The organism is Pleurocapsa sp. PCC 7327 (assembly GCF_000317025.1).
Classification (GTDB): Bacteria; Cyanobacteriota; Cyanobacteriia; order Cyanobacteriales; family Microcystaceae; genus Hydrococcus.
Map to the genome: position 1 here is coordinate 185163 of NC_019689.1, position 12473 is coordinate 197635.

The 12473-nt window shown below is 43.7% G+C and carries 13 protein-coding genes and 1 tRNA gene; 6 read left to right on the plus strand and 8 right to left on the minus strand.

What is annotated here, in order from left to right; genetic code table 11:
- Nucleotides 1-28 precede the first annotated feature (28 nt).
- The 3 genes from PLE7327_RS00795 to PLE7327_RS00805 form a co-directional block, all read right to left on the minus strand.
- A complete protein-coding gene (locus tag PLE7327_RS00795) occupies nt 29-400 on the minus strand; it encodes a glyoxalase/bleomycin resistance/dioxygenase family protein (RefSeq protein WP_015141951.1) in 372 nt (123 codons plus the stop codon).
- Between the two features lie 9 nt (nt 401-409).
- Complete coding sequence (locus PLE7327_RS00800; RefSeq protein ID WP_015141952.1) at nt 410-679, minus strand: hypothetical protein; 270 nt, start codon at nt 677-679, stop codon at nt 410-412.
- A 92-nt stretch (nt 680-771) separates the two neighbouring features.
- Nucleotides 772-845 (minus strand) — tRNA-Asp (locus PLE7327_RS00805).
- A gap of 309 nt (nt 846-1154) precedes the next feature.
- Between PLE7327_RS00805 and pds the strand changes: the two genes are divergently transcribed.
- Nucleotides 1155-2588, plus strand: coding sequence for a 15-cis-phytoene desaturase (gene pds / locus PLE7327_RS00810; protein WP_015141953.1), 1434 nt, complete (start codon nt 1155-1157; stop codon nt 2586-2588).
- Nucleotides 2589-2730: 142 nt separating this feature from the next.
- Nucleotides 2731-3657, plus strand: coding sequence for a 15-cis-phytoene synthase CrtB (crtB, locus tag PLE7327_RS00815; protein ID WP_015141954.1), 927 nt, complete (start codon nt 2731-2733; stop codon nt 3655-3657).
- Nucleotides 3658-3732: 75 nt separating this feature from the next.
- Here the strand turns inward: crtB and hrcA are convergent, their stop codons facing one another.
- Both hrcA and PLE7327_RS00825 read right to left on the minus strand, forming a co-directional pair.
- On the minus strand, nt 3733-4815 hold the full coding sequence (hrcA, locus tag PLE7327_RS00820) for a heat-inducible transcriptional repressor HrcA (RefSeq protein ID WP_015141955.1): 1083 nt from the start codon (nt 4813-4815) through the stop codon (nt 3733-3735).
- Between the two features lie 463 nt (nt 4816-5278).
- Nucleotides 5279-5611 (minus strand): rhodanese-like domain-containing protein, encoded by a 333-nt coding sequence (locus tag PLE7327_RS00825; protein WP_015141956.1) that lies wholly within the window; start codon nt 5609-5611, stop codon nt 5279-5281.
- Between the two features lie 250 nt (nt 5612-5861).
- Between PLE7327_RS00825 and PLE7327_RS00830 the strand changes: the two genes are divergently transcribed.
- Nucleotides 5862-7547, plus strand: a complete 1686-nt coding sequence (locus PLE7327_RS00830; protein WP_015141957.1) for a DUF3352 domain-containing protein — start codon at nt 5862-5864, stop codon at nt 7545-7547.
- 104 nt (nt 7548-7651) lie between these two features.
- On the opposite strand, the gene PLE7327_RS00835 is transcribed toward PLE7327_RS00830, so the two are convergent.
- On the minus strand, nt 7652-8308 hold the full coding sequence (locus PLE7327_RS00835) for a hypothetical protein (protein ID WP_144266071.1): 657 nt from the start codon (nt 8306-8308) through the stop codon (nt 7652-7654).
- Nucleotides 8309-8523: 215 nt separating this feature from the next.
- On the opposite strand from PLE7327_RS00835, the gene PLE7327_RS24170 reads away from it, so the two are divergent.
- Nucleotides 8524-8673 (plus strand): response regulator, encoded by a 150-nt coding sequence (locus PLE7327_RS24170; protein ID WP_144266072.1) that lies wholly within the window; start codon nt 8524-8526, stop codon nt 8671-8673.
- Nucleotides 8674-8708: 35 nt separating this feature from the next.
- Here the strand turns inward: PLE7327_RS24170 and PLE7327_RS00840 are convergent, their stop codons facing one another.
- Nucleotides 8709-9338, minus strand: a complete 630-nt coding sequence (locus tag PLE7327_RS00840) for a DedA family protein (RefSeq protein WP_015141959.1) — start codon at nt 9336-9338, stop codon at nt 8709-8711.
- A 109-nt stretch (nt 9339-9447) separates the two neighbouring features.
- On the minus strand, nt 9448-9696 hold the full coding sequence (locus tag PLE7327_RS00845) for a Ycf34 family protein (protein ID WP_015141960.1): 249 nt from the start codon (nt 9694-9696) through the stop codon (nt 9448-9450).
- A 111-nt stretch (nt 9697-9807) separates the two neighbouring features.
- Between PLE7327_RS00845 and PLE7327_RS00850 the strand changes: the two genes are divergently transcribed.
- Both PLE7327_RS00850 and hpsO read left to right on the plus strand, forming a co-directional pair.
- On the plus strand, nt 9808-11046 hold the full coding sequence (locus PLE7327_RS00850; protein ID WP_015141961.1) for a CCA tRNA nucleotidyltransferase: 1239 nt from the start codon (nt 9808-9810) through the stop codon (nt 11044-11046).
- Nucleotides 11047-11162: 116 nt separating this feature from the next.
- Complete coding sequence (gene hpsO, locus PLE7327_RS00855) at nt 11163-12350, plus strand: hormogonium polysaccharide biosynthesis glycosyltransferase HpsO (protein WP_015141962.1); 1188 nt, start codon at nt 11163-11165, stop codon at nt 12348-12350.
- The last annotated feature ends 123 nt before the right edge of the window (nt 12351-12473 follow it).

The window sequence follows — 12473 nt, forward strand, 5'->3', positions numbered from 1 at the left end:
AGTTCCCAGTCGGAGAAAAACCATTGCTTTAACTAGATTGATGAAAAATTAAACGATTTCCAGCCGGATCGTAGGTATAAATTTCTCGTCCGTGGGAAGCAATGGTAATTGCTCCTGGCGGTGGATATCCTATCTCAGTTAAATGTGCGATCGCACTTTCCAAATCTTCCACTTCCAGACACAGACTCATCCCACTTCCAACCGAATTCGCAAACTCTTGTTGGTGGCTTTCTTGAGGACAAAAAATCCCCAACCGCAAGCCAGTTAATTGAAATTCGGCGTATCCATTAGGAATGTAAGGCTTCGGATCTCGTTCTAGCAATCGACGGTAAAATTGAACTAACGCTTCAAAATCGATTGCCGCGATCGCAACAAAAGCCTCAGTATATTTGAAAAACATTATTAATAATTACGGGTTGCCAATAAACCCAAATATCTTGGCAAATCCACCCAATATTGCGATAATTAAGGCGACAAATACGCCACGATTAATGAAATCGACGCTATCGACTCGCTTGCTTAAGCCATCAACTTTCTCTTCTAATCTGGCTTGCCCTACTTCTAATTTATTAAGGCGTTCGTCAAGTTTATCAAATCTTCCCTCAAATTTGTCTAACTTTTGATTAATTTGTTCGAGAATCTGACTTAGACGATCGATTGTTATTTGCGGATTGGTCACGATGTTAAATTTATCTTCAGAAAGACACTTCAAAGAGCGAGAAACGATTCCTCGCTTTCTGTCTATTATCTTACTGTACTAAAAGTATAGAACGGGACTGACGGGGCTCGAACCCGCAACTTCCGCCGTGACAGGGCGGTGCTCTAACCAATTGAACTACAGTCCCATTTTTGAGCCGATTAGCATAATAGCAATAATCACGCTAGTTTGTCAAATATTTTTCTGGCAAGTAAATTTACCCTCTTAGAAGAGAAATGTAGTCACGATTCCGCAAGCCTTAAGTCGAGCTTGTTGCTCTTAGCTCAGTCCAGGTAGTTGTTCGATCGCCCAATCACAAGGTTGCATCGCATCAGCTCCAATTAAATTTAATTATTTTTTAATAGTTCTGCGATCGACTCAAAATGTAACGAAATGCAAAGTATAATGGAATGACACAATAAACATTCAGCATAAATAGAGATTCAAAAATTTAAACATGCGAGTTGCGATCGCTGGAGCAGGTTTAGCCGGACTTTCTTGTGCCAAGTATCTTGTCGATGCAGGATACACTCCCATTGTCCTGGAACGTCGCGATGTTTTGGGAGGGTTAGTTGCCGCTTGGAAAGATGAAGATGGAGACTGGTACGAAACGGGGCTCCACGTTTTTTTTGGAGCTTATCCCAACATGCTCCAACTCTTCAAAGAACTGGGGATCGAAGATCGCCTTCAGTGGAAAGAACATACGCTGATTTTTAATCAACCAGAAAAACCAGGAACCTATTCTCGCTTTGACGTTCCCGATATCCCCGCTCCCTTCAATGTCATTACGTCAATTCTCCGCAACAATGACATGCTCACCTGGGAGCAAAAGATTCGCTTTGCTATTGGCTTGCTGCCTGCCGTAATTCGGGGACAGAAATATGTCGAAGCCATGGATCGATACACCCTCTTAGAGTGGCTGAGACGGCAAGGCGTTGACGAACGGGTCAATAGCGATATTTTTATTGCTGCCTCCAAAGCACTTACCTTCATCAACCCCGAAGAGGTTTCGGCAACGATTCCCCTGACTGCCCTCAATCGCTTTTTAAAAGAGCGATATGGTTCTAAGGTAGCCTTCCTAGACGGTTCGCCCACAGAGCGGCTCTGCCAACCGATGGTAGACTATATCACCGAACGGGGAGGACAGGTGAGATTAAACGCGCCGCTCAAAGAGATTTTGCTGAACGAAGATAGAACGGTCAAAGGATTTCTGCTGCGAGGACTCAACGGCGAACCCGATGAAGTCTTGACAGCAGATCTTTATGTCTGTGCTATGTCTGTCGATCCTTTGAAGGTTATGTTACCCCAACCTTGGCGGGAAATCGATTTCTTCAGAAAACTTGAGGGGATAGAAGGGGTTCCAGTTATAAATTTACACCTCTGGTTCGATCGCAAGCTCACCGACATCGATCATTTATTATTCTCCCGTTCGCCCTTGCTCAGCGTTTACGCCGATATGAGCAACACCTGTCGGGAATATGCTAACCCCGATCGTTCCATGTTGGAGTTAGTGCTAGCACCCGCCCAAGAATGGATTAATAAATCCGATGAAGAAATTATTGCCGCAACGATGGCAGAATTAGAAAAACTCTTTCCCGCTCATTTTAAGAGCGAAAAACCTGCTAAATTGCTAAAATATCGCGTGGTGAAAACACCGCGATCGGTTTACAAAGCCGTACCGGGAAGACAAGCCCACCGTCCGTCTCAGAAAACTCCCATTGCTAACTTCTATCTTGCAGGAAGTTACACCATGCAGGAATATCTGGGAAGTATGGAAGGAGCCGTTCTCTCTGGCAAATTAGCTGCCGTTGCGATCGCGCAAGATTACTCGCCAAAGCCAGTCGCTTCTTCTTCAACAGTCGAAGGAGAAGCCCCGTTGGTGACGAGTTAAGTTGCTTGCCGTGTCATTGATTTTGAATTGTTAATATTCAGATTGCTAATCGAATGAGACAATTCTAAATGTTTAATGGCTGAGGAGCGGTCAAACACCATCCTTCACCTCTTAAACGGATAATCGTTCTGAGAAGCGATGAATGCTGCAATTGCCTAAACCAACCCCACCCAAAAAACCGCTAGTCTCCCTTTCTGAGTCCTACGAATTCTGCCGCCACATGACGGCAGAATACGCCAAGACGTTCTACCTTGGCTCTCTGTTGCTACCAAAAGAAAAACGCAAAGCCATTTGGGCTATTTATGCCTGGTGTCGTCGCACTGATGAATTGGTAGATGGCGTGAAGTCAGAGTCTACAACTCCAACAACTCTAGAACAATGGGAGCAACAACTTGAGTTACTGTTTGCAGGGCATCCTGTAGACGATATGGATGTAGCTTTAACCGACACGGTTAAAAATTTCTCTATCGATATTCAACCCTTTCGAGACATGATTGCGGGACAAAGGATGGACTTAGATCGCAATCGCTATGAAACCTTTGAAGAGCTTAAACTGTACTGTTATCGAGTAGCAGGAACAGTCGGATTAATTACTAATCCTATATGGGGAATCGGCAATAGCAATAGTACCGTTCCTTGGGAAAGTCAACAAAAACTTTATGAACCAAGAGAAGAAGCGATCGCGCTAGGAATTGCCATGCAATTGACTAATATTCTCCGAGATGTTGGAGAAGATGCTCAACGAGGTCGAATTTATCTCCCTCTCGAAGATTTAAGGCTCTTTGATTACACCGAAGAAGACTTAATGAAAGGCGTTATCGACGATCGCTGGCGTGCCTTAATGCGCTTTCAAATTCAACGGGCGAGACAATATTATCATCAAGCAGAAAAAGGAATTCGCTACTTAGATTCTCGTTTGCCCGTTTGGGCGGCTTTGATGCTCTATCAAGGCATTTTAGACGCGATCGAACGCAACCAGTACGATGTTTTCACCAAAAGAGCTTTTGTTTCTAAAGGAGAAAAAATTCTGTCGTTGCCTGTCGCTTGGTTGAGGGCACAAGTGCTTTAACCAGCGAGCAGCTATCAGCGATGAGTCATCTGTAATAGCATGAGGAACGCTGGAAAATAACCCGATAAAACTCAGTTAACTCAGTGCCTCGGATAGATAGTCGGCTGTCGATTCGACCAAAGGAATGATATTTTCATAAAGCATGCGTGTCGGACCGATAATGCCCACGCTACCTGCTGGATTATCTCCCTGTCGATAAACGGCAGAAATTAAGGTACAAGAACGCATCGATTCTAGCGGATTTTCCGAGCCGATTTTTATACTAACTCGCCTGCTGAGCGTTTCTGATTCGGGGAATTCAAAAATAATCGGCAAAAGTCGATCTTGTTCCTCTTCTAACAAGTGCAATAAAGTTTGCACTTGTTGCAGTTGAGAGAATTCTGGCTGTCGCAATACTTCGGAAACTCCATGAATCATAATTGGAATCAATGGAGAATAGTGAAAGCGATGACTTAATTCTTTTAATAACGTTTTTAGGAAATTAGCATACCGCGTAAATTCTTGATCGATTTCCTGCCAATCTAAAGTCACTAATTCTGTCAGCGATCGCCTGCGTAATTTACTATTCAAAAAGTTAGTTAAAATTTGCAATTCTTCTTCGACTCCTTCCAAATTTTCCTGGCTTTCTTCTAATCCCAGATTGGATGTATCCATCAAAACTGATTGAGTTTGATAGCTATCCGTGACGATAATTAACATTACTTGAGAGGAAGAAACTCGAACGAGCTGTAAGTGACGCAATTGATTGGGAGACGTTTGAGGCATAGTAATTAAAGCAATATAACCGCTTAAATTAGCGAGAATTTGCGTCGCCCTTTGCAGAAGAGCCTCATAACTCCACTTCTCCCAATTTAATTGTTGGTTCAGCAGTTGTTCGATTTTCCGTCCTATTTTCTCATCCGGTACAATCAGTCTGTCGACATAAATTCGATATCCCCAATCCGAAGGAATTCGCCCGGCAGAAGTGTGAGGTTGATACAATAAACCTTCTTTTTCTAATCGTCCCAGCGCATTCCGAATTGTCGCCGAACTTAGGCTAAAATTGTACTCTTCAACCAAGGTTTTTGAGCCGACAGGTTCTGCCGTAGCAATGTAGTGTTGAATCGTTGCTTTAAGAATATTTTGATAGCGTTCTGTTAAGTATGGTCGCTCGATCATACGGTATAGCAACAAAGAAACAGATTTTTTTAAAAAGGTTATCCAATGAATTTTCGTCAGTATAACTGGTTAAGTACTAAAAATGTAAACCCCACAGATATATTCCCTCTTTAAGATAACTTTTCCAACTGTGGAGGTCGAGTAAAGAAACTTTCTAAGGGCGGAGGATAGAGGAACCTGGGAGAGTTAAGAGAAGCGTGGGTAGGGGTGGCGACTGGGAGAGGGGAACACTGGCACAAGAGGAAGAAGAGGAACGAGGCAAACTACTAACCACTGTACGGGCGGGTTTTTGATCCTAAGTGTTGATAAATTTCTAGCATTTTTAGATAAACTCGCCCCTACTAACTCATCCCCAATCCCCAATACTTTCATCCTTTCATCAAATGACTAATGACTAATGACCAAGAGGTTTACCTTTAAAATCGAATCACTGGTAACTGCCTTGTGTCTTCACTTCCGCCTTCTAATATCGAGGCACGTTGGGATCGACTAAAAGAGAATAGGCATCGATCCCGCCGGCAACGTTTTTAACATTGGTAAAGCCATGATTTTGTAACCACTGGCACATCTGAGCGGAACGCACGCCATGGTGGCACATTACTAACGTTTCAACATCGGGATCGAAGCGCGTCTTAATTTGTTGTGACCATTGTTCGTATTGACTGAGAGGAAGTACCTCAAATCCTTCGAGAGAGGCTATTTCCACTTCTTCGGGTTCTCTCACGTCAATCAATTGCAATTGGGAATCTCGTTTGGCAAGACGTAGTGCCAATTCTTCAACGCTAATTTGGGACATCGATCGCTCCATAACCTTTTTGAGAAGATACTTCTATAGGAATATTTGTTAATAGATTAGCAAATGGAAAGAGCGATCGCGCCCCAAGCAAGGTATGCTAGACCATTGGAAGACCTAAAATACCAATTCGCAATTGACAATTAGTCAGCAGCGCTGGGTATCAGGCTCCCTCAAGGAGCATCTTTAGCGCTCTTTTTTAGCAATGGTATAACCCAAATCAGTGACAACCGATAACTGATAACTGATAGCCGTGAAACTTCGCTCTTTTTTGCTCGTTCTTGCCACCGTTGCCGTCGTGCTGTTAGCTATTGCTGGCGGGAGTTTGTATTGGATTTTGGCTCAAAGTCCGCTCCCTTTGGTCAAAGGAGGAGTGACAGACCAACCAACGGCGGCGATCTTCGTTCCCAAACAAGCCCCCGTAATGGTGTCGCTGTTGGTCAATCCCGATCGCCTGGAGTCCTTTGCACAATTAACCGCCTATCCCAAAAACCGACGGCGATCGCGCGGCGAGATAGAACAAGTAGAAAGAAGTTTATTAGCCAACACGGGTTTGGACTATCAAAAAGAAATTCGACCCTGGATTGGGGATGAAATCACCCTCTCGGTCACTTCTCTCGACTTCGATCGCGATCCGGCTAACGGAGTGCGACCGGGCTATTTACTCGTGGTGAGAACGAAAGATCCGGAACTGGCGCGGGAGTTCCTCCAATTATCCTATTCCAAACAGGCGATCGCGGGCACTTTCGATCTCGTTTTTGAACGATACAAAGGAATCGATCTCATTTACAAGCGACCCCTGCAACCCCCGCTAAAGACCAGTTTTCTTGCCAGTGCCGTCGTTGGCGATTTCGTTCTCTTTGCCAACGATCCCAAAGTGTTGCGAGATGCCATTAACAACGTTCAAGTAGCAGCTCTCAACTTAAAAAATTCTCCCTATTATCAGGAAGCTCTGCAAACCATCCTCGAACCTCGAATCGGCGTTGTCTACGCTAACCTTCCTGCCGTTTCTGCCTGGATCGCCAATGCTCCCGCGCCAGAAACCCCCGAAGTGCGACAGATACTTACGGTAGCCCTATCGCTGAAGTCCCAGGGATTGGTTGCTCAGACGGCACTTATCGGCGTAGCGGGAGCGGAAAACCAAGCGCCTGCGTTAGCCGCACCCGTGGGAGCTTTGGCATACGTCCCCGGCGACGCGATTTTGACGGCGGCGGGGACGAATTTAAAGCAGTTTTGGACGCAAATCGAGACGGGATTAGAACCCGATAGTCCACTTCAGCAAATTTTCAATCAAGCGCTTAACCTCCTGCAAGAACCTCTAGGAATTAATTTGCCTCAAGAAATTTTTGATTGGGTTCGAGGCGAATATAGCCTCGCTCTGGTACCGCACCCCAATGGAGGCGAACCGGATTGGATCTTTATTGCCGAGAAAACGGCCGATGCGAATGCTGACGAAGCGATCGCACATTTAGATGCGCTGGCAAAAGAACAAGGATATAGCGTTGGCAATTTGCCCCTACTAGATAAGACTGTCACTGCATGGACGAAACTATCGACTTCTGCTGGGAAAGGATTGGATAGTTTGGCGCGTTTGCAGGCAACGGTCAGCGGAGTCCATACGAGCGTCGATAAATACGAGATTTTTGCTACTTCTGTGGAAGCGATGGCAAAAGCCTTGCAAGATGCAGAACGTTCCCTAGTCAATAGCCAAAAATTTCAACAAGCAATTTCTGCCTTGCCAACCGAAAATGATGGTTATTTCTATATCGATTGGAATCAAAGCGAACCAATTCTCGACGAAAAATTTCCCCTGGTTCGCGTCGTTGAATTGGCTGTCAAACCGCTGTTTAAAAACTTGCGATCGCTCACGATTAGCAGTCAAGGCAGCCAAAATAGTATCCGTCGCGCGACTATCTTTTTTAATCTAGGAGTCAGGTAAAGGATAGGGAACTAATGCCAACGTTAGAATTCCTGAAACAACTAGGAGCGATTTCTTCAACAACGCGATCGCTCTTTTTAGTCAAGTAAATTTTGACCGTGCCTTTAGCTAGAAAATGTCCGATAGCGCCATTTATTAAGCTGCCAAGACGCGATCGCTGACGGACTTTGCAACTCTGCCACTTGACTTTTCAGTCTAACGATCAGTTTAGCTTGTTGTTCGCACTGCTGTTGCAAATTCCCATAACTTTCTGCTTTTTCTTTGGCTAGCTTTCGCTCAAAGGCTAACTGATTTTGTAAGTAGCTAATATCTCGCTCCTTGACTTCCAACTGCTGTTGTAAATAGCTAATATCCCGCTCCTTGGCTTCCAACTGCTGTTGCAGTGCCTCATAGCTTTCTATCCGTTCTTTGGGGAGTTTTTGCTCGACAGCCAATCGCTCTTGTAACTCTTTAATCATACGGTCTTTGGCTTCCAACTGCTGTTTGAGCAGATCGCTTTCGTCTGCTGGCGCTGTTTTTGCAGGAATCTGGTCGCTGGAAGTATCGACAGAATTTGCTTCGCTGGATTCAACTGTTGGCGAGTCGCTTGCGTGCGATCGCACTTTCTGTTTTTCTTCAGCTTTGTCTGAGGCTGGCTTTTCACCATTGGCATTAGGCACGGTCTCAAAACCCATCAAAGCCATCCAGCTCATCCACACTCGAGCCATTGCTTCAGTCCAAGACTGAGCGGATTCTTTGGCTGCTTTATTCCAAAAAGCCATATTTTTTTCCATATATCCCTCCTTATAGATCCGATTGCGAGTCTATTTAAGATGCAAAAAACGGATTTTGCTAGTTCTCCTTTGCCTTCATTTATAGCTCGTTATGCCAACCAGTATCTCTCGAACTCGAATAGAGTTTTCTATCCTTAGTTTAACTTTTATTATTTTTTACAAAGGCGAGATTTTTTTATGATTATGCTTTTAGAAATTACTCTTTGCTAAAGACGAAGCCAGTCGCGATCGCGACGGCAAATCTAGGAACTCCCGATCGCGCCAAAGCTAAGATGGTTGGAGCGACCGATTATCTGACGAAACCTTTTTCTCGTTTGGAGTTTCTCAAAATATTTTCTAAATACTCATTTTAATTAAACTTTTCAAAAACGGGAGATCTACCTTCTCTTCATCCTCCAGCCTGTTGTTTCAGTTTGCGAGATCCTCGCCAATAGGTTACGGTAACCCAGGCTACGACCAACAGCAGAGCCAGAATTCCAAATTGGGTAATTCCATGTACCAATTGATGCAAAGGAATTAATCGTCCGCAGAAAAACGATAAAGTTACCATAATCGATGCCCAAATAGCAGCTCCACCAAAATTACACAATAAAAATTGCGAGTAGGGCATTTGAGCGATTCCCGCCATTGGTCCGGCAAAAATCCGCAACAACGTGACAAATCGACCGAAAAATACGGCTCTAGGAGCGTTGAGACCGAACTGTTTTCTCGCTTTTTCTAGTTGGTGTTCGTGAATGTTAAAAAAGCGTCCCAACTGCAATAAAAATTGCCAGCCACCGCTCCTGCCGATCCAGTAACCTAAATTATCGCCAAAAACCGCTCCTGCGATCGCGCTTGCCAGCACAAGCCAGTAGTTTAACTCCCCACTCCCCGCTAAGAAGCCTCCAACTATAGTGATTGTCTCGCCAGGAATGGGAATCCCCATATTTTCTAAAGCGATCCCAATAAAGACAGCCCAATAACCGTATTGACTTGCAAATTCCTGGATGTTATCTAGCGACAAAAGCTCTAATGACATTTAAACCGTTCTTTACAAAGGTTTACTTCTTATCACATCTTGACGCGATCCAGGCATAAGTGTCAATTTCAAAGAAAAAGGAAGAAGGAAAAAATTTTGCCTTTTACCTTTAAGTTGGTATTGGTTCGCCGGGGCGAAGTTTTGCCCATTTGCCAGTTTCGCGCAAGAAACTGTTGCAGCCGACAACATCCCACTCCATTTCAATGTATTCGCCTTTAGTACGAATATTGACGTTGATAGTAGGTTCGTTTGGCTCGAAATCAGGATTTTCGGTTAAATGGGGTTGTTGATGCTGATGTTCTACCGAGTGGTAAGTTTGGCAGCGATCGATAAAGTAGCAGTTCACACAAATACACATGGCTCTAACTCGATCCCACTTTTTTGTTAATCTAGCTCAGGCAAGCCATTGATGACCAACTCTTTAGATTGATTTTTGTAAAGTATTGATTTTTCTAAAGTTCTGAATTGAATGTTCTGGCAAAAAAAATTAGCGCTTTTACTTGGGAACCATTTGCCTTTCAGTATAGATTGTCTGCCGCCGACGGCTTGTCTGGTTGGTGGTGCGGTACGCGATGCGCTGCTAGATCGCCAAAGAGATTATTTGGACTTAGACTTTGTTTTGCCAGAATTAGCGGTAGAGGTGGCACGAAGAATTGCCGAGCACTATCGAGCTGGATTCGTCGTCCTAGACGAACAGCGTCGGATTGCTAGAGTAGTCTTTAAACAGGGGACGGTAGATTTTGCCCAGCAGGAAGGAGACAGCCTAGAAACCGATTTACGACGACGGGATTTTACCATTAATGCGATCGCTTACAATCCCCACCGACAGGAGTTAATCGATCCGCTAGGGGGATTAGTCGATCTAGAGCAAAGAAAGCTGAGAATGGTGTCGCAAGGCAATCTTAAAGACGATCCCCTGCGTTTATTACGAGCTTACCGCCAAGCTGCCCAACTGAATTTCACCATCGAAGCAACTACGAGAGCAACGATTCGTCAATTAGCGCCTCTGCTGGGCACAATAGCGGCAGAAAGGGTACAAAACGAGTTGGGGCATTTACTGGCTCATCCCAGCAGAGGAAATATTTGGTTGGCGGCAGCTTGGGAAGATGGGTTGCTCAAACCTTGGCTTAAAAATACAACGGCAGAAAAATTACAACAAGTCGAAAGGGTAGAACGGTCGGCTGACATCTTGCCAGATCTCGTTAATAAACCCTTTTCCCTATCTCCAGAAACCATCGAGATGGCAAAGCTTGCCTGCTTGTTGGCTTCTAATCCAGAAGAAGCCGAAATGGAGCTAGTTAAATTAAAGTACTCTCGCGCCCATATTCGGACGATTACAACGGCTTTAAAATATTTGCCTCAATTGCAGCAGAATGCTACTTCTATGAGCCTTAGAGAGCAATATTTTTTCTTCTTAGGCGTGGGAGACGTTTTTCCAACTTTAGCGTTGTTAGCCATGGCTGTAGGAGTCGATCGCGATGCAATTGCCATGCTAGCTAATCGCTATTTCGATAGGAGCGATCCCGTTGCTCATCCCAAGCCATTAGTTAAGGGTCACGACTTGATAAAACATCTTGGCCTTGCATCTGGTCCGGCGATCGGCAAATTACTCACTGAGCTGCAAATAGCCTACATCGAAGGCAAAATTTCCACGGCTGGAGAAGCATTGCATCTGGCTAAGATTCTCTTGCAATCTAACAATTTTTAGATATATGGAGCATTCGATTGAAAGATAAACTTAGACTGACTACTATATCAATTTCGTTAAGGTGGAAATTATGTAGTATTTAAAGAATCCTAACAGCAGAAAGATGAACTTTTTTTATGAGAATATTAGTAGCCAGCCATACCTATATCGTCGATCTTAATTGCGAAAAATTAAGAACTTTGGCGCACCTAGAACCAGGAGTTGAAGTAACTGTCGTTGTTCCGAAGCGATGGCAACCGGGTGGCGTTCAGAACCGAATTATTGAAACCAAAGCTTGGAGCGATCGCAGTTTTCGCGTCGTTCCTATCTCAAATTTCAGTCAAAATAATCAGGGATTGCTGACTTTTGGAACGGATATTATTGAATTACTAAAACAGTTTAGACCGCAAATTATTCAAGTCGAACAAGGAGCGAAATCCTTTGCCTATGCTCAATTAATTACACTCAATCGCTTGTTAGGATTGAAGGCAAAAAATGTTTTCTTTACTTGGTGGAATCTTCCCTATCAATCCAAATTTCCTGTCTCAGTTTTAGAAAATTACAATCTCGCTCATACTGATGGACTGGTTGCTGGCAATCTAGATGCTGCCGAGATTCTGCGGGATCGTGGCTATAAAAAAGCCGTAACAGTCATGCCTCAACTCGGAGTAGACGAACGGCTATTTTCTCGTCGTCTCCAACCCGAATTAGCTTCTCAATTAGGGATTAAATCTGAGGAATTTGTTGTTGGATTCGTAGGACGTTTCGTCCCAGAAAAAGGGATCTTAACGCTAGTTAAAGCCTTGACAGGTTTACAAGAATTGCCCTGGAAGCTGTTGTTATTAGGAAGAGGAAGTCTCAAAGAAACAATTATTACAGAGGCTAGCAAGGCAGGAATTCAAGACAGATTAATTATTCTAGAAAGTGTTCCTCACCATGAAGTTCCTTGCTATATTAATTTAATGAATGTGCTGGTTTTGCCATCAGAAACAACCGATCGATTTAAGACGCTAACGGCTGCTGGTTGGAAAGAACAATTCGGTCATGTTTTGATTGAGGCGATGGCAACTAAAATACCAGTAATCGGTTCTAATTCTGGGGAAATTCCTAATGTTATTGGCGAGGCAGGTTTAGTGTTTCCCGAAGGCAATTTTGAAGCATTACGCCATTGTATTCGGCAGATAATAGAACGCCCAGAATTGTCGCAGAAGTTAGCTTGGATGGGATATAAAAGAGTCATGGAAAACTATACTAATAAAGCTTTAGCTCAACAATTATTAGCTTTTTATAAAAAGCTTTTAGTAGCTAGAGAAGAAAATCTCTAATTTCAACTCAATTTTAGGATTAACGAATCATTTCAAAATTAGTGTGTTTGCCGATAAAATTGCTTGTCGGCGAATTAATTTAAGTATTTTATCTAAAGATTTCAATTAAAATAAAATGCGATC

What these genes read in the sequence shown, in the direction of transcription:
- PLE7327_RS00795 (WP_015141951.1), bottom strand. Translation starts at nt 400, where the DNA reads ATGTTTTTCAAATATACTGAGGCTTTTGTTGCGATCGCGGCAATCGAT.
- pds (WP_015141953.1), top strand. Translation starts at nt 1,155, where the DNA reads ATGCGAGTTGCGATCGCTGGAGCAGGTTTAGCCGGACTTTCTTGTGCC.
- crtB (WP_015141954.1), top strand. Translation starts at nt 2,731, where the DNA reads ATGCTGCAATTGCCTAAACCAACCCCACCCAAAAAACCGCTAGTCTCC.
- hrcA (WP_015141955.1), bottom strand. Translation starts at nt 4,815, where the DNA reads ATGATCGAGCGACCATACTTAACAGAACGCTATCAAAATATTCTTAAA.
- PLE7327_RS00825 (WP_015141956.1), bottom strand. Translation starts at nt 5,611, where the DNA reads ATGTCCCAAATTAGCGTTGAAGAATTGGCACTACGTCTTGCCAAACGA.
- PLE7327_RS00835 (WP_144266071.1), bottom strand. Translation starts at nt 8,308, where the DNA reads ATGGCTTTTTGGAATAAAGCAGCCAAAGAATCCGCTCAGTCTTGGACT.
- PLE7327_RS00840 (WP_015141959.1), bottom strand. Translation starts at nt 9,338, where the DNA reads ATGTCATTAGAGCTTTTGTCGCTAGATAACATCCAGGAATTTGCAAGT.
- PLE7327_RS00845 (WP_015141960.1), bottom strand. Translation starts at nt 9,696, where the DNA reads ATGTGTATTTGTGTGAACTGCTACTTTATCGATCGCTGCCAAACTTAC.
- PLE7327_RS00850 (WP_015141961.1), top strand. Translation starts at nt 9,808, where the DNA reads ATGTTCTGGCAAAAAAAATTAGCGCTTTTACTTGGGAACCATTTGCCT.
- hpsO (WP_015141962.1), top strand. Translation starts at nt 11,163, where the DNA reads ATGAGAATATTAGTAGCCAGCCATACCTATATCGTCGATCTTAATTGC.